Raw genomic sequence first — 19118 nt, forward strand, 5'->3', positions numbered from 1 at the left:
ATGGACAACGAAGCGAAGTTGCGCGACTACTTGAAGCGGGCGACGTCCGATCTCGTCAACACGCGACGACGGGTACGCGAGCTGGAGGACCGGGACCGGCACCCGATCGCCGTCGTCGGCATGGCCTGCCGCTATCCGGGCGGCGTCAACTCCGCCGACGACCTCTGGGAACTCGTCCGCGACGGCCGGGACACCGCCGGTCCGGCTCCGGCCGACCGCGGCTGGGACCTGGCGGCCTTCGGCGGGCCGGACGCGGTGCGCGGTCACTTCCTCACCGACCCGGCCGGATTCGACGCCGGATTCTTCGACATCTCGCCGCGCGAAGCCCTCGGCATGGATCCGCAGCAGCGGCTGGTCCTGGAGAACTCCTGGGAGGCCCTGGAACGGGCAGGCATCGAGCCGCGGTCGCTGCGCGGCAGCCGCACCGGGGTGTTCGTCGGCGCGATGTCTCCGGACTACCGCGACCAGCTTCCGGCCGACTTCGACGGCTTCGGCCTCACCGGCAACGCCAACAGCATCCTCTCCGGGCGGATCTCGTACACGCTCGGCCTGATCGGCCCAGCCGTCACGATCGACACCGCGTGCTCGTCCTCGCTGGTGGCCATGCACCTGGCGGTGCAGTCGCTGCGCGCCGGGGAGAGCTCGCTCTCGCTGGTCGGCGGCGTGACCGTGATGTCCACCCCGGACACGTTCCGGGAGTTCGGCCGCCAGGGCGGGCTCGCGTCCGACGGCCGCTGCCGGTCGTTCGCCGACGACGCCGACGGGGTCGGCTGGTCGGAGGGCTGCGGCATCCTGGTACTGGAACGACTGGCCGACGCCGAGCGCAACGGTCATCCCGTGCTGGCGCTCGTGCGTGGCTCGGCGGTCAACCAGGACGGCGCCTCCAACGGCATCACCGCACCCAGCGGGCCGTCCCAGCAGCGGGTGATCGGCCAGGCCCTGGACAACGCGCTCCTGACGCCCGGCGACGTCGACGCCGTGGAGGGGCACGGCACCGGGACGCCGCTGGGCGACCCGCTCGAGGCCGAGGCGCTGCTGGCCACCTACGGACGCGACCGCGACCCGCGGCGCCCGCTCCACCTCGGCTCGGTGAAGTCCAACCTCGGGCACTCCCAGGCGGCGGCCGGTGTGGCCGGCGTCATCAAGATGGTCATGGCGCTGCGGCACCAGCTGCTTCCCCGGACGCTCCACGTCGGTCAGGGCACGTCGAAGGTGGACTGGAGCGGGGGCGCGGTCTCGCTGCTGACCGAGGCGTGCGCCTGGCCGGCCGGCGGGGCGACGCGACGGGCCGCGGTGTCGTCCTTCGGCATCAGCGGGACCAACGCGCACGTGATCCTCGAAGAGCCGCCGATGCCCGATCTGCCGGTGCCCGGCGCCGTGTCGCCCGTGCCCGGCGCCGTGTCGGCGGGCGTCGGCCCGGTGCCGGTGCCGGTCTCCGGCCGGACGCCCGAGGCGCTCCGGGCGCAGGCCGGACGGCTCGCCTCGCATCTCGACGCCGAGCCGCTGCCCGAGCCGGCCGGCCTGGCCGCCGCGCTGGTGGCCGGCCGCACCCACTTCGAGCACCGCGCGGTCGTGCTCGCCGCCGACCGGACCGGCCTGCGCAGCGGCCTGTCCGCCCTGGCCGCGGACGCGCCGCCGCCGGACGCCGGCAGCACCCCGACCGTGGTGACCGGGCGAACCGGGGGCGGGAAGCTGGCGGTGCTGTTCACCGGGCAAGGGGCGCAGCACGTCGGCATGGGCCGGGCGCTGAGCGCGCGGTACCCGGTGTTCGCCGCTGCCTTCGACGAGGTCCTCGACCACGTCGGCGGAGCCAGGGAGGCCTGGGCCGACCCGGAGCTGATCGGACGGACCGAGTGGGCGCAGCCGCTGCTCTTCGCCGTCGAGGTCGCGCTGTTCCGGCTCGTCCGGTCCTGGGGCGTCACGCCCGCCGTGCTCGCCGGTCACTCGATCGGTGAGCTGACCGCGGCCTACCTCGCCGGGGTGTGGTCCCTGCCCGACGCGTGCCGGTTGGTCGAGGCGCGGGGGCGGCTGATGCAGAGCCTGCCGGCCGGTGGCGCGATGGTCGCGGTGCAGGCCGGCGAGGAGCAGGTGGCGCCACTGCTCGCCGGGCACGAGCACGAGGTGCAGATCGCGGCCGTCAACGCTCCCGGCTCCGTCGTGCTCTCCGGGGCCGAGGCGGCGGTGTTCGCGATCGCCGATCAGCTCGGCGTCCGTACTCGCCGGCTCGACGTCTCGCACGCGTTCCACTCGCCGCTGATGGAGCCGATGCTCGAGGAGTTCCGGCGGGTCGCCGAATCGGTCCGCTACGCCCCGCCCGCCCTGCCGCTCCACTCGACGGTGACCGGGCAACCGGCCGGGCCGGAACTGTGGTGCGATCCCGGTTACTGGGTTCGACAGGTGCGCTCGCCGGTCCGCTTCGCGGACGCGGTCACCGCGCTGCACCGCGGCGGGGTGCGGGTGTTCCTCGAAGTCGGCCCGGACGCGGCGCTCACCCCGGCGGTCCTCGAGACACTCGGCACCCTGACTCCCGGCGGCGCGCTGACTCCCGGCGGCACCCTGACACCCGGGGGTGCGGGGAGCGACGCGGTGGCGGTGCCGACCGCGCGCCGGGACGCCGACGAGGTGCACACTCTGGCCGCGGCAGTGGCCCGGCTCCACGTGCGGGGCGTGCCGCTGGACTGGCCCGCGCTGCTCGGCCCACCCATCGAGGCACACGTCGACCTGCCCACCTACGCGTTCCGGCGCGACCGGTACTGGCCCGCCGGTGGCCTCTCCCGCGTCGCCGACCCCGCCGCGGTCGGCCTCACCGGGTCCGGGCATCCGCTGCTCGGGGCGGTCGTCACGCTCGCCGGTGCGGACGGCGTCCTGCTCACCGGGCGGGTGAGCCTCGGCGCCCACCCGTGGCTGGCCGACCACGCGCTCGGCGGGGTGCCGGTCTTTCCCGCCGCCGGTTTTCTCGACCTCGCCGTCCGCGCCGCCGACCAGGCCGGCTGCGACACGATCGACGAGTTGATCCTCACCAGCCCGCTGGTCCTGGACGAGTGGGCCGCGACCGCCGTGCAGGTCTGGGTCGGCCCGGCCGATTCGAGCGGCGCGCATCCGCTGCGGATCCACGCGCGCCCGGCCGACGCCGGTGCCGACGAGTCGTGGGTCGAGCACGCAGCCGGCCGGTTGCGGCGGACGGGGGCCGCTCCGGCACCGTTCGTGACGACCGACCGGCCGCCGGACGCCGCGGAGCTGGACCTGACCGGAGCGTACGCGCGGCTCGCCGAGCACGGCCTCGACTACGGACCGGCCTTCCGCGGCCTGCGGGCGGCCTGGCGCCACGGCGACGAAATCCTGGCCGACGTGGCCCTGCCCGCCGCGGTGACCGACGCCGGCGCGTTCGGCCTCCACCCGGCTCTGCTCGACGCCGCCCTCCACGCCTGTGCCCTCGCCGACCTGGGCGCGGACTCCACCGGCCGGTTGCCGTTCGCGTTCAGCGGGGTGCGGCTGCACGCCGTCGGTGCGACCGCACTGCGCGCGCGGCTGACCAGGACCGGCCCCGACCGGCTCGCGCTGCTCGCGCTCGACCCCGAGGGCGCACCGGTCCTCTCCGTCGATGCGCTGGCGCTGCGGGCCGTCCAGGCCGGGCGCCCGGCCGCGGCCGGCCCGCGGACCGGCCGGGACGTGCTGCTGGCGCTCGACTGGAAACCGCTACCCCCCACGGCCGAGGGCGCGGCGGACGGGAACGGCACGGCTGGTGGCGCGGGGATCCTGGTGCTCGCCGACGAGGATCTTCCGGCCGTGCCGGACGACGCGCCCGGGGTCGTCGTCGTCTCCCTGCACGGTGACGCGGACGACGTCGTGGCCGGTACGCACGACCTGTGTGCCCGGACGCTGGGCCTGATCGCGGCGTGGCTGGCCGACGCCCGGTTCGCGTCGTCCACGCTCGTACTCCGGACGCGCGGAGCGGTCGCGGCGGTGCCGGGCGACGCGGTGGACGACCTCGCCGCGGCGGCGGCCGTCGGTCTGCTGCGCTCCGCCCAGCTCGAGTACCCCGGCCGGTTCGTCCTGCTCGACACCGACACCGACACCGACCCGGCCGCGCTGGTCGCGGCGGCGCTGGCGTCCGGGGAAGCGCAGTTCGCCGTCCGGCGCGGCTCGCTCCTCGTGCCCCGCCTGGACCGTCTCGATCGCCTGGACCGCACCGGCGGCACCGTCAGTGGGCACGGCCAGGGGTGGGACCCGGACGGGACGGTGCTGGTCACCGGGGGCACCGGCGGCCTCGGGGCGATCGTCGCGCGGCACCTGGCCGGTGAGCGCGGCGTCCGGCACCTGATGCTCGTGAGCCGCCGCGGCCCCGACGCACCGGGGGCGTCCGGGCTGGCCGCCGAGCTGACCGCACTGGGCGCCACCGTGACGATCACCGCCGCCGACGTGACCGAACGGGCCGCGCTGGCGGCGGTACTCGCCGCGATCCCCGCCGAGCACCCGCCGGCCGCCGTCGTGCACGCGGCAGGCGTCCTCGACGACGCCACGGTGGGCACGCTCACCGGTGAGCAGTTGCACCGGGCGCTGGCGCCCAAGGTCGATGCGGCCTGGCTCCTCTCCGAACTGTTGCCGTCGACGCCGCTCGTGCTGTTCTCCTCGATCCTCGGCACCGTCGGAGCGGCCGGTCAGGCCAACTACGCGGCCGGCAACGCGTTCCTCGACGCGCTGGCCCGGCACCGCCGGGCCACCGGCCGGCCGGCGTTGTCGCTGGCCTGGGGGCCGTGGGCCGGTGGGACCGGCATGCTCGCCGCCGGTGGCCGCAACGCCGAGGCGCGGATGGCCCGGGCCGGTACACCGCCGATCAGCCCGGAGCACGGTGTCGCGCTGTTCGACACCGCGCTGGCCGCGCACCAGGAGACCGGCGTCCCGGCGATCGCTCCGGTGCCGCTCGACCTGGCCGTGCTGCGCGGACGCGACGTCCCGCCGCTGCTCCGCCTGCTCGTCGGAGCCCGGCGCACCGCCGCGTCAGCGGACCGCGGCGGCACCGGGGCACGCCGGTTCGCCGGGCTCGCCCCCGCCGACCGGCTCCGCGCCCTGATCGACCTGGTCCGTACCGAGGTCGCGGTCGTGCTCGGCCACGCCTCGTCCGCGACCGTCGATCCGCTGCGTGAGTTCCGCGAACTCGGGCTGGACTCGCTCACCGCGGTCGAGTTGCGTGACCGGCTCGGCGCCGCTCTCGGCACGGCGCTGCCCGCGACGCTGGTCTTCGACCACCCGACACCGGCCGCACTGGCCGAGTTCGTCGCCGGGGAGATCGCGGGCGGCGCCGAGACGACCGGGCACCCACCGGTCACGACCGCTGCCGCCGACGACCCGATCGTCGTCGTCGGAATGGGCTGCCGCTTCCCGGGCGGCGTCGAGACACCCGAGGACCTCTGGCGGTTGCTCGCCGACGAGGTCGACGCGATCGGCCCGTTCCCGACCGACCGGGGCTGGGACACCGCGGCCCTGTACCACCCCGACCCGGATCATCTGGGCACGTCGATCACCCGGCACGGCGGTTTCCTGCGTGACCCGTCCGGCTTCGACGCGGACTTCTTCGGCTTGAGCCCCCGGGAAGCGGTTGCCACCGACGCACAGCAGCGGCTGCTGCTGGAAACGTCGTGGGAGGCGATCGAACGGGCCGGCCTCGATCCCCGGTCGCTGCGCGGCAGCCGCACCGGCGTCTTCGCCGGCGTCATGTACCACGACTACGAACTGCTGCTGACCGGCAGCCAGTTCGAGGGCTTCCGGGGCGGCGGCACCTCGGCCAGCGTCGTCAGTGGCCGGGTCTCCTACACGCTCGGGCTCCAGGGACCGGCCGTCACGGTCGACACCGCCTGCTCCTCGTCGCTGGTCGCGATCCACCTGGCGGCGCAGGCCCTGCGTGCGGGGGAGTGCGACTTCGCGCTGGCCGGCGGCGTGACCGTACTGGCGACCCCGGTCGCGTTCGTCGAGTTCTCCCGCCAGCGCGGGCTCGCGCCGGACGGCCGGTGCAAGTCGTACGCCGACGGGGCCGACGGCGCGAGCTGGTCCGAGGGCGTCGGGGTGGTCGCGCTGGAGCGGCTTTCCACCGCCCGTGCGCGGGGCGCCCCGATCCTGGCCGTCCTCAAGGGCTCGGCGATCAACGCCGACGGTGCTTCGAACGGCCTCACCGCGCCGAACGGGCCCGCCCAGCGACGCGTGATCCGGCAGGCGCTCGCGGCCGGTGGCCTGGCTCCGTCCGACGTGGACGCCGTGGAGGGCCACGGCACCGGCACGCCGCTGGGCGATCCGATCGAGGTGCAGGCGCTGCTCGGCGCCTACGGCACCGACCGGGAGCGGCCGCTCCTGCTCGGCAGCGTCAAGTCCAACCTGGGGCACACGCAGGCCGCCGCGGGCGTCGCCGGGCTGATCAAGATGATCCTCGCGCTCCGGCACGAACGGCTGCCGCGGACGCTGCACGCGGACGCGCCGTCCACCCGGGTCGAATGGGAGACCGGCCGGATCGAACTGCTCCACGAAGCACGGCCGTGGCCGCGCACCGGCCGGCCGCGCCGCGCCGCGGTCTCGTCGTTCGGCATCAGCGGCACCAACGCGCACTTGGTGATCGAGGAACCACCCCTCGCGGCCGAGCCGCCACCCGCGAGCGGCCCCGACCCTTCCGCAGCCCAGGCCGAGCCGCGCGCCCAGGCCGGGCCGCGCGCCGCGCAGGCCGGGCCGTTGCCGGTTCTGCTGGCGGCCAAGTCCGAGCAGGCCCTACGAGCCCAGGCCGAACGGCTCCTGCCCGTGCTCGACGCGGCCCCGCCGGCGATCGCTCTGGCACGGTCGCTGGCCACCACCCGCACGGCGTTCGACCACCGCGCCGCGATCGTCGCCACCGATCCCGGCACGATCCGGACCGGGCTGCGTGCGCTGGCCGCCGGTGAGCCGGCGCCCGGGCTGGTGCGGGGCGTCGCCGACCGCGGGCACCGCGTCGCGTTCCTGTTCACCGGTCAGGGCTCGCAGCGGCCCGCCATGGGCCTGGAGCTCGCCGAGCGCTACCCGGTCTTCGCCGCCGCGTTCGACGACATCCTCGACCGGTTCGGGCTGACCCGCGAGACGCTCACCGACGCCGAGCTGATCGACCGGACCGGCTGGGCGCAGCCTCTGCTGTTCGCGCTGGAAGTGGCGCTCTACCGGCTGGCGGAGTCGTGGGGCCTGCGCCCGGACGTGCTGGCCGGGCACTCGATCGGCGAGCTGGCCGCGGCCCAGGTGGCCGGCGTGCTCTCACCGGCGGACGCCTGCACGCTGGTCGCGGCCCGGGCCCGGCTGATGCAGGAGCTGCCCGCCGGGGGAGCGATGCTCGCGGTCGAGGCGAGCGAGGCCGAGGTCTCCGCGCTGCTCACCGACGACGTTTCCCTCGCCGCGGTGAACGGCCCCCGCGCCGTCGTGGTCGCCGGTGCGGCCGAGGCCGTGGACGAGATCGCCCGGCAGTGCGCCGACCGGGAGTGGCGGACGAAGCGGCTCCGGGTCTCGCACGCGTTCCACTCGCCGCTGATGGAACCGATGCTGGCCGAGTTCCGGGCCGTGGCCGGCGGCCTGACCTACGCCGAACCGACGATCCCGCTGGTGACCACCGGCGGCACCACGAACGGGGACGTCACCGACCCTGAGTACTGGGTCGCGCAGGTGCGCCGCACGGTGCGCTACGCCGACGCGGTCGGGGCTCTGCACGGCTCCGGCGTCACGGTCTTCGTGGAGTTCGGGCCGGACGCCGTGCTCACCCCGGCGGCCGGCGGCGCGTTGCCGGACGACGCCGGCCCGACCCTGGTTCCGCTGCTGCGGGCCGGGCGGTCCGAGCCGGAGGCGCTGGCGACCGCACTGGCCCGGCTGCACGTCGCCGGCGTGCCGGTGGACTGGCCGTCGGCGCTGCCCCCGGCTCCGCGCCTCGACCTGCCGACGTACGCGTTCCAGCGCGAGCGGTTCTGGCCCCCCGCCGGTCCGCTGCTGGGCCTCGACGCGGCGGCGGAGCCGGACAACGCGCTCTGGCAGGCCGTGGAGGCCGGAGACACGGAAGGCTTCGCCGCGTTGCTCGGGCTCTCCGGCCCCGACACGGGCGCGCTGCTCCCGGCGCTGGTCACCTGGCGCGGACGGCGTCGTGCCGCCGCTGCCCGCGGCCCGCTGCGCTACCGCGTCGGCTGGGAGGCGCTCGCGGAGCCGCCGGCGACCGTACCGACCGGCCACTGGCTGGTGGTGGGGGCAGGCGAAGTCACCGACGTCGCCGATCTGCTGCGCGACCGTGGCGTCGCGCTGAGCGTGGTGACCGCGCCGACCGCGGACCGCGCCGGGTTCGACGCGGCCCTGGCCGCGGCGCTGGCCGCGTCCGACGGGCTACCGGCCGGGGTCGTGAGCACGGCCGCGCTCGGCTTCGACGGCGTCGATGGCGACGGCGGGGCGGCGGCGACGCTCGCCCTGCTGCACGCGCTGGGCCGGGCCGGGATCGAGGCGCCGCTGTGGTGCGTGACCCGGGGCGCGGTCGCCGTCGACGGCGAGGCGCTGCCCAACCCCGCCCAGGCGCACGTGTGGGGGCTCGGCCGGGTCGCGGCGCTGGAGCATCCCGAGCGCTTCGGTGGGCTCGTCGACCTGCCCGCGCGACCGGTCGGCACCGCGGCCGAGTCGCTCGGCCGGAGGCTCGCCGCCATCCTCGCCCGCTCCCGGCCGCCGGCCGGACCGGAGGGCCCCCTTGCCGGACCCGAGGGCCGCCGTGCCGGGCCTGCCGTCGCGACCGCCGGGCGGGACGTCGAGGACCAGATCGCGATCCGGGCCGGCGGCCTGCACGGGCGCCGCCTGTACCGCCACCCGGTCAGCGCCGAGCCCGCTCCGAACCTGCCGGTCAGCGGCACCGTGCTCGTCACCGGCGGGACCGGTGGCGTGGGCGCGGCGATCGCCCGGCGGCTCGCCGCGGCCGGCGCGGCGCACCTGGTGCTCACCAGCAGGCGCGGCCCGGACGCCCCCGGTGCCGCCGCGCTCGAAGCCGACCTCGTCGCCGTCGGCAGCCGGGTGACGGTCGCGGCCTGTGACGTGGCCGATCGGGAACAGCTCGCCGGGCTGCTCGCCGGGCTGCCGGACGACGAGCGGCTCACCGGAATCGTGCACGCGGCCGGCGTCGGTGAGGCGTTCACGCCGCTGGCCGGAGTGGAGCCGGCCGAGTTCACCGCCGGGCAGGCCGCCAAGGCGATCGGCGCCGCGAACCTGGACGCGCTGACCGCCAACCATCCGATCGAACTGTTCGTCCTCGTCTCCTCGATCGCCGGCACCTGGGGCGGCGTCGGTCAGGGCGCGTACGCGGCCGCCAACGCCTATCTGGACGCGCTGGCCGACCACCGGCGGGGCGAAGGCCGCCCGGCGACGTCGGTCGCCTGGGGGCCGTGGGCCGAGCTCGGCATGGCCGCCGCCGACGAGCGCATGCTCGACTTCCTGCACCGCCGCGGCGTGGGGCTGCTCGGTCCCGAGGTCGCGCTCGACGAGCTGGCCGCCGTCCTCACCCGGCGGGAGACCACGCAGGTCGTCGCGGACGTGGACTGGGCCCGCTTCCATCCGCTGTTCGCCGCGGTCCGGCCGGCTCCGTTCTTCGACGGGCTGGCCGACGTCCGGGCGCTGCACGCCGCGGGCGGCGCCACCACCGCCGGACCCGCCGACACCGCGATCCTGGCCGGGCTACGCGGCCGGGACGCCGCCGGCCGCCGCCGGGAGCTGCTCGGCCTGATCCGCACCGAGGCCGCGGCCGTGCTCGGCCACCCGGTCGCCGCGATCGGGGAGCGCCGTGCCTTCCGCGACCTCGGGTTCGACTCCCTCACCGCGGTCGAGTTCCGCCAACGCCTGACGACGCTCACCGGCCTGACGCTGCCGGCGACCGTCGTCTTCGACCACCCCGCACCCGGGGCACTCGCCGACCACCTGGCCGCCGAGCTGTCCGGGGCCGCCGACGCGGGCAGCGGCGCGGTCGGCACGCCGGTACGCGACCCGGACGAGCCGATCGCGATCGTCGCCATGGCCTGCCGGTTCCCGGGCGGCGTCCGCTCGCCGGAGGAGCTCTGGCAGTTGCTGCTGGACGAAGGGGACGGCATCACCGGTTTCCCGACCGACCGCGACTGGGACACCGACCGGCTGTTCGACCCGGATCCCGACCGGGCCGGCCACACCTACGTCGTCGACGGCGGCTTCCTCCACGACGTCGCGGAGTTCGACCCGACCGTGTTCGGAATCGCGCCGCGGGAAGCGCTCGCGATGGACCCGCAGCAGCGCCTGCTCCTGGAGACGGCCTGGGAGACGTTCGAACGGGCCGGCCTCGACCCGCGCTCGCTGCGCGGCAGCCGTACCGGCGCGTTCGTCGGCTCCAGCCACACCGACTACGTGTCGACCGGCGACGACTCCGAGGGCCACCTGGTCACCGGCACGATCGCCAGCGTGCTGTCCGGGCGGCTGGCCTACGTGTTCGGCCTCGAGGGGCCGGCGGTGACGGTGGACACCGCGTGCTCGTCGTCGCTCGTCGCGCTGCACCTGGCCGCGCAGGCGCTCCGCGGCGGCGAGTGCTCGCTGGCGCTGGCCGGAGGCGTCACCGTGATGGCCTCGCCGGCGTCGTTCGTCGCGTTCAGCCGGCAGCGGGCGCTCGCTGCCGACGGCCGGTGCAAGGCGTTCTCCGACGCCGCCGACGGCATGGGGCTGGCCGAGGGTGCCGGGCTGCTGCTCGTCGAGAGGCTCTCGGACGCCCGCCGCAACGGCCACCCGGTGCTGGCGGTGCTGCGTGGCTCGGCGATCAACTCCGACGGGGCGTCCAACGGCCTGACCGCGCCGAACGGTCCCTCGCAGCGCCGGGTGATCGAGCAGGCACTGGCCGGGGCCGGGCTGGACGCGGCCGAGGTCGACGCGATCGACGCGCACGGCACCGGTACCCCGCTCGGCGACCCGATCGAAGCGCAGTCGCTGCTCGCCACGTACGGGCAGAACCGCGCGACGCCGTTCTACCTGGGCTCGGTCAAGTCCAACCTCGGGCACACGCAGTCGGCCGCCGGTGTGGCCGGCGTGATCAAGATGGTGCTGGCGCTGCGTCACGGCGTCCTGCCCGCCACGCTGCACGCCGGCGCGCCGTCGTCGCACGTGGACTGGTCGGCCGGCGCGGTCGAGCTGCTGACCGCGGCGCGGGCGTGGCCGGACGTGGAGGGCCGGCCGCGCCGGGCGGCGGTCTCGTCGTTCGGCATCAGCGGTACGAACGCCCACGCGATTTTCGAGGCGGCCGACGCTCCCGCGCCGGTCCCGATCACGGCCGAGCCGGCCGAGCCGTCCGAGCCGGCCGAACCGGCCGGGGTCTGGCTGCTCTCCGCGGCGAGCGCCACCGCGTTGCGTGCGCAGGCCGCGGCGCTGCACGAACGGTTGCACGAACGGCTGCGCGCCGGCGCCGTGCCGGAGCGGCCGTACGACGTCGGGCACGCGCTCGCCACCGGGCGGTCCGCGCTCGACCACCGGGCCGTCGTGCTCGGCTCCGATCCTTCCGGGCTGCTGACCGGTCTGGACGTGCTGACCGGCCCCGACACGCCGGCCGGTGGCGCCGCCGCACGGGCCGGGGTCGTGCAGGGCGTCGCCGACGTCACGGGCGGGTACGTGTTCGTCTTCCCCGGCCAAGGGGCGCAGTGGGTGGGCATGGGCGCCGCCCTGCTGGACGAGTCGCCGGTCTTCGCCGAAGCCCTCACCCGGTGCGCGGACGCACTGGCCGAGCACCTCGACTGGTCACTGCTGGACGTCGTGCGCGGCACGCCCGGCGCGGCCTCGCTGGACCGGGTCGACGTGGTCCAACCGGCCTCGTTCGCGGTGTCGGTGGCACTGGCCGCGCTCTGGCGCGCGCACGGCGTCCACCCCGACGCGGTGATCGGTCACTCCCAGGGCGAGATCGCCGCCGCTCACGTCGCCGGTGCGCTCACGCTGCCGGACGCGGCGCGGGTGGTCGCGCTGCGCAGCCGGATCATCGCGGCCCGGCTGGCCGGTGCGGGCGGCATGCTCTCGGTCGGGCTCCCGGCCGACGAGGCCGTCGCCGCGATCGCGGAAACCGGGGACGAGCTGGAGCTGGCCGCCGTGAACGGTCCCCGCTCCGTCGTCGTGAGCGGCGAATCGGCCGCGCTGGACGGGCTCGCCGCCGTGCTGGTCGACCGCGGCGTCCAGGTGCGCCGGATCGCGGTGGACTACGCGTCGCACTCGGCGCAGGTGGAGGCCATCGAGGCCGAGCTGCTCACCGCGCTGGCCCCGGTCCGGCCGGAGCCGGTGCGCGTCCCGTTCCGCTCGACGGTCACCGGCGACTGGCTGGACGGCCCCGAGGCCGACGCCGGGTACTGGTACGCGAACCTGCGGCGGCCGGTGCGCTTCGCCGACGCGGTGGACGCGCTGGCGGCGGCGGGCTTCGGTGCGTTCATCGAGGTCAGCTCGCACCCCGTGCTGCGGGCCGGTATCGCGGAAACCCTCGACGCGCAGCCGGCACCGACCGTGCTGACCGGCTCGCTCCGGCGCAAGCACGGAGACCTGTCCCAGTTCCGCCGGGCGCTGGCGGAGCTGTGGGTCCGTGGCGCGCCGGTCGACTGGCGCGGCGGCGTGTTCGCGTCGCCGCCCGGCGCCCGGGTCGAGCTGCCGACCTACCCCTTCCAGCGGCAGCGCTTCTGGGCCGAACAGGGCGACCGCGCGTTCGGCCGGCGCACCGGCGGTCCCACCGCCGACCGGGACTTCTGGGACGCCGTCGAGCAGGGAGACGCCGCCGGTCTGGCCGGCACGCTGGAGCTCGACGGCGCGGCGGTGGACGCCGTCCTGCCCGCGCTGGCAGCGTGGCGGCACCGCGCGGACCTGGCGTCAGCCGTCGACGGATGGCGTTACCGGGCGGTCTGGCGACCGGCGGGTACCACCGCCACGCGTACCGCACTCGGCGGAACGTGGCTGTTGGTGACCGCGTCGGGCGTCCCGGACGCCGACGTCCGCGCGGCGCTGTCGGATTCGGCGGACGAGGTCCGCACGGTCGAACTCGCCGAGCCGGTCGAGCCGGAGTCGCTGCGTGCCGCGCTCGGCGATCTGGACGGCGTCACCGGCATCCTGGCGCTGCTGGGCCCGGCCGAGCGTCCCACCCGGACGCATCCCGAGCTGAGCCTGGGCGTGGCTGCTTGCGTCGCACTGATCCAGCTGCTCGCCACCGAACCGGCCGCGCCCGCACTCTGGCTGGCCACTCGCGGGGCGGTGAGCACCGGCCGGGCCGACCGGGTGACGCATCCGGGGCAGGCGCAGTTGCACGGCATCGCCTGGACCGCCGCGCTGGAGTACCCACGCTGGTTCGGCGGCGTCGTCGATCTGCCGGACGAGCTCGACCGGCGCGGTGCGGCCCACCTGGCCACGCTACTGACCGGCCGGACCGGCGAGGACCAGGTCGCGATCCGGACGTCCGGGCGATACGTACGCCGGATCGTGCCGGTGGCCGGGCGTCGCGGCCGGGACTGGACACCGAGCGGCACCGCGCTGGTCACCGGCGGCGGCGCGCTCGCGGCTCACCTCGCCCGCTGGCTCGCGCGGCGCGGTGCCCGGCGCGTGGTGTTGCTCAGCCGGCGCGGTGCCCACGCTCCCGGAGCGCCGGAGCTGCTGGCCGAGCTCCACGCGCTCGGTGCGGACGCCGAGGCGATCCGGTGCGACGTGGCCGACCGGGACTCCCTGGACGGGGTCCTGGCCGGCCTCCGCGCCGACGGGCACGAACTGCGCACGATCGTCCACACCGCGGCGAACATCCAGCTGCACTCGCTGGCCGAGACGACGCCCGCCGCGTTCGCCGACGTCCTACGGGCGAAGGCCGTCGGCGCGGCCAACCTCGACGAGCTGCTCCGCGACGACCCGGTCGAGACGTTCCTGCTCTACGGCTCCACCGCGGGGATGTGGGGGAGCGGACGGCACGCCGCCTACGTGGCGGGCAACGCCTACCTCAACGCGCTGGCCGAGCGGCGGCGCGCCGAGGGGCGCCCGGCGACCGCCGTCAGCTGGGGTATCTGGGCCGACGACCAGCGCTCCGGACGGGTGGACCCGGAGCAGATCCGCCGCAGCGGCCTGCGGTTCATGCCTCCGGAGCAGGCCCTGGCCGGTCTGGCCGGGGTGCTGGCGGACGACGCCCCCGTCACCGCGCTGGCCGACGTCGACTGGGACCGTTACCACCCGGTCTACACCTCGGCCCGGCCGAGCCCGCTCTTCGGCGAGATCCCCGCCGTCCGCGCGGCGGCGGCGGCCGAGCCGGCCGGAGCGGACAGCGGCTTCGCCCGGCAGCTGCGGGCCGCGCCGGCGTCCGAGCAGGACCGGTTGCTGACCGACCTGGTCCGGGCCCAGGTCGCCGCGGTACTCGGGCACACCGACTCCGACACGGACGCTATCGGGCCCCGGAGGGCGTTCCGTGACCTGGGCTTCGACTCGGTCACCGCGGTCGACCTGCGTAACCGGCTGGCGACCGCGACCGGCCTGAGCCTCGCCAGCACGCTGGTCTTCGACCATCCGAACCTGGTCGCGCTCGTGCGTTTCCTGTCCGGCGAGCTCGTCGGGTCCGGTGCCGGGAGCGATCCGATCGCCGACGCCGCTCCGGGCGCGTCCGACGAGCCGATCGCGATCATCGGCATGGCCTGCCGGTACCCCGGCGGCGTCCGTTCGGCCGACGACCTCTGGCAGCTGCTGCTCGACCAGGGCGACGCGATCTCGGAGTTCCCCACCGATCGCGGCTGGGACGCGGCCGCGCTGTACGACCCCGATCCGGGGCATCCGGGCACCACGTACTCGACGCGGGGCGGCTTCCTGCACGACGTGGCCGACTTCGACGCGGACTTCTTCGAGATCTCGCCGCGCGAGGCGCTGGCCATGGACCCGCAGCAGCGGCTGGTGCTGCAGACCGCCTGGGAAGCGTTCGAACGGGCTGGCCTCGACCCCAGTCGGCTGCGCGGCACCGCCACCGGGGCCTTCGTCGGCGCGGGTTACCAGGACTACTCCGCCCTGGGCCAGGCGGCCGCCGCCGCCGACGCCCAACTGGACGGGCACCTGGTCACCGGCACGATCGCCAGCGTGCTCTCGGGGCGGGTGTCGTACCTGCTCGGGCTGGAGGGCCCGGCGGTCACGGTGGACACGGCCTGCTCCTCGTCGCTGGTCGCGCTGCACCTGGCCGGGCAGTCGCTGCGGGCCGGCGAGAGCAGCCTGGCGCTGGCCGGTGGTGTCGCGGTGATGGCGACACCGGCGGCCTTCGTCGGCTTCAGCCGGCAACGGGCGATGGCCACCGACGGGCGGTGCAAGGCCTACGCCGACGCCGCCGACGGCATGAGCCTCGCCGAGGGCGTCGGCCTGCTGGTGCTCGAGCGGTTGTCGGACGCCCGCCGCAACGGCCACCGGGTGCTGGCGGTGATCCGGGGGACGGCGGTCAACTCCGACGGCGCGTCCAACGGCCTGACCGCCCCCAACGGCACGGCCCAGCAGCGGGTGATCCGGCAGGCCCTGGCCACCGCCGGATTGCGCCCCGGTGACGTCGACGCGGTCGAGGGACACGGCACCGGCACCGCGCTCGGTGATCCGATCGAAGCCGGCGCGCTGCTGGCCACGTACGGACGCGATCGCGAGCGGCCGCTGCTGCTGGGCAGCGTCAAGTCGAACATCGGGCACACGCAGATGGCGTCCGGCGTGGCGGGCGTCATCAAGATGGTGCAGGCGCTGCGGCACGGGCTCCTCCCGGCGACCCTGCACGTCGACGCGCCGTCGTCGCACGTGGACTGGGCCGGCGGCGCCGTCGAGCTGCTGACCACCGCGCGACCCTGGCCGGAGACCGACCGGCCGCGGCGCGCCGCGGTCTCCTCGTTCGGCCTCTCCGGCACCAACGCCCACCTGATCCTCGAGGCCGCCGAACCCGCTCCGGCTCGCCCGGTCGGCTCGGACGGCCCGGTCAGCTCCGACGGCCCGGACGGGGAGCCCGGGAGCGACGAGCGGACCGTGCCGCTGATCCTCAGCGCGAAGACCGGGCAGGCGCTGCGGCAGCGGGCCAGAGACCTGCTGGACATGCTGCGGGCCACCGGATTCCCGCGCCTCGCCGATCTGGCCGGTGCGCTGGCCACGGCCCGGACCGCCTTCGACCACCGGGCGGTGCTGGTCGGCGCCGATCCGGCCGAGCTCACCGACGGGCTCGCCGCGCTGCTGGCCGATAGTCCGCACCCGGCCGTTCACCGGGCATCGGCCCGGTCCTCCGGGGTGGCGCTGCTGTTCACCGGGCAGGGCGGCCAGCGTCCGGGGATGGGCCGCGAGCTGTACGAACGGTACGGCGTCTTCGCCGACGCGCTCGACGAGGTGTGCGCCCACCTCGACGCGCACCTGGACCGTCCACTGCGGCCGGTGATGTTCGCGGCCGACGAACCGGACCTGGACCGCACCGGCTTCACCCAGCCGGCGTTGTTCGCGTTCGAGGTGGCCCTGTACCGGCTGCTGGAGTCGTGGGGAGTGCGGCCCGGCGCGCTGCTCGGGCACTCGATCGGTGAGCTGGCCGCCGCGCACGTCGCCGGCGTGCTGGCGCTCCCGGACGCCTGCCTGCTGGTCGCCGCCCGCGCGCGGCTGATGCAGGCGCTACCCACCGGCGGAGCGATGCTGGCCGTGGAGGCGAGCGAGGCCGACGTCTCCGGGCGGCTGCCCGCCGGTGTCTCGATCGCCGCGGTCAACGGTCCCACGGCGGTCGTCGTCGCCGGTCCGGAGCCGGACGTCACGGCGCTGGCCACGGCCTTCACCGCCGACGGCACGCGGACCCGCCGGCTCCGGGTCTCGCACGCCTTCCACTCGTCGCTGATGGAACCGATGCTGGACGAGTTCCGGGTGGTCGCCCGCGGCCTCACGTATGCCCCGCCGGTGGTTCCTCTGATCACCACCGGCGGCACGGTGACCGGTGACGTCACCGACCCGGAGTACTGGGTGCGGCAGGTGCGGGCGAGCGTCCGGTTCGGCGACGGCGTCCGGGAACTGGCCGGCCGCGGTCTGCACACGGTGGCCGAGATCGGACCGGACAGCGTACTGGCCGCCCTCGTACCGCCCAGCCATCCCGACGCCGACGTCGTGGGGCTGCTGCGGCGCGACCACCCGGAGGAGACGGCCGTCGTCACCGGGCTGGCGCGGCTGCACGCGCACGGTGTCGAGATCGACTGGGAACGGTTCTTCGCCGGTACCGTCGCGGTGCCGGTGGAGCTGCCCACCTACCCCTTCCAGCCGCGCCGGTTCTGGCCGGAGCCCGGTCCGGCGGGCGCGGGCGCGGTCACCGGACCGGACGACGAGTTCTGGCGCGCGGTGGACCAGCACGACGCCACCGGGCTGGCCGAGCGGCTCGACCTGGCGCCGGGCTCCCTCGACTCGCTGCTCCCGGCACTGGCCGGCTGGCGCAGGCGGCGGCACGAGCACTCCGTCCTCGACGGCTGGCGGTACGAGCTGACCTGGTCGCCGCGGCCGGTGCCGAGGCCGGCGGCCGGCCGGTCCGGCCGCTGGCTGACGCTGGTGCCGGCGAACTCGCCCGATCCGGCCTGGTGCGCGGCGCTGGCCGGGGCCCGGAGCGGACCCGGCGACCGGATCGAGGTCGGCGCCGACGTCGACGCGGCCGGCCTGGCCGCACGGCTGCGGGCCTGCGCCGCCGCCGGTGACCCGGTCGTGGGTGTGCTCTGCGCGCTGCCACTGGACGAGCGCGAGCTTCCGGCCGAGCCCGGCGTGCCCACCGGGCTGTGGACACTCGCCGTGGCGCTGCGTGCGCTCGGCGAGGCCGGCCTGACCGGACCGCTCTGGGCGGTCACCCGCGGCGCGGTCGCGGCCGGGCCCGGCGAGGTCGTGACCGCGACGGCCCAGGCCGCCGCGTGGGGGCTCGGTCGATCGGCGGCGCTGGAGGCACCCCGGCTGTGGGGCGGCCTGATCGACCTGCCCGCCGATCTCGACGACCGTGCGCGGGCCACGATGCTGGCCGTCCTCGACTCCGGCGGCGAGGACGACTCGCTCGCCGTGCGCCGATCGGGCCTCTACGCCTGCCGGCTCGTCCGTGCGCCGGACCGGCCGGTTTCCGCGGAGCCGCCCGTGCCGGAGGGAACCGTGCTGATCACCGGCGGCACCGGTGGGATCGGCGCCGAGCTGGCCCGGCACCTGGCTGACCGCGGTGCCCGTCACCTGCTGCTGCTCAGCCGTCGCGGCCCGGCGGCGCCCGGCGCGGCGGAGCTGCTCACCGAGCTCCGGCAGCGTGGCGCCGAGCCGTCCGTGGTGGCGTGTGACGCCGCCGACCGGAACGCGCTGGCCGGCGTGCTCGCCGGGATCCCGGCGGAGCGGCCGCTCGGTGCGGTCTACCACGCGGCCGGCGTGTTCGACGACGGTCTCCTGGACGGGTTGGACCGGCCGCGTTTCGGCACGGTGCTGCGGGCGAAGGTGACCACGGCGGTGTACCTGCGCGAGCTGTGCGCCGATGCGTCGCTCTCGGCGTTCGTGCTGTTCTCGTCGACCGCGGGGGTTTTCGGCGCGGCCGGTCAGGCCAACTACGCGGCGGCCAATGCGCTGCTCGACGCGCTGGCGAGCAGCTGGCGTGCGGAGGGACTGCCGGTCACGTCGATCGCCTGGGGTGCGTGGGCGCAGGCGGGCATGGCCGTCCACGGCGGAGCGCAGCTGGAGCGCGTCCGCAGGCTCGGCATGATGCCGATGGCGCCGGCCCGCGCGCTCGCCGCGATGGACCGTACGCTCGCGGCGGCCGCCGGTCCGGACGCCGGGGCCGTCGCGATCCTGGCGGACGTCGACTGGGCGCGCTTCATCAGCGGCCGCGCGGGCGTCCGGGGCAATCCGCTGGTGGCGCGGCTCCCCGAGGTGCGGGCGGCCGCCGCGGCCGTCGGCAGCGCCACCGCTCCGGCCGCGTCGGCCTGGCCGGCCGCGCTCGCCGAGCTGCCCGCCGCCCGCCGCCGGGGTGCCCTGGTCGACCTGCTCCGCGGCCAGGTCGCCGCGACGCTCGGTCATCGACGCGCGGACGACATCACCGCCGACCGGCCGTTGAAGGAGCTCGGGTTCGACTCGCTGACCAACGTCGAGCTGCGGAACGCGCTCAGCGCCGCGACCGGGCT

The 19118-nt window shown here is 76.2% G+C and carries 1 protein-coding gene (cut by a window edge); it reads left to right on the plus strand.

Annotated elements, in window-relative coordinates; translation table 11 throughout:
• Nucleotides 1-19118: the 5' portion of a type I polyketide synthase gene (locus ACIBZJ_RS41875; RefSeq protein ID WP_395939183.1), read on the plus strand. Its footprint extends 9202 nt past the window's final position; the window shows 19118 of its 28320 coding nt (coding positions 1-19118); its start codon is at nucleotides 1-3; its stop codon lies beyond the right edge, outside the window.

Source organism: Cryptosporangium sp. NPDC051539 (assembly GCF_044454545.1).
Classification (GTDB): Bacteria; Actinomycetota; Actinomycetes; order Mycobacteriales; family Cryptosporangiaceae; genus Cryptosporangium.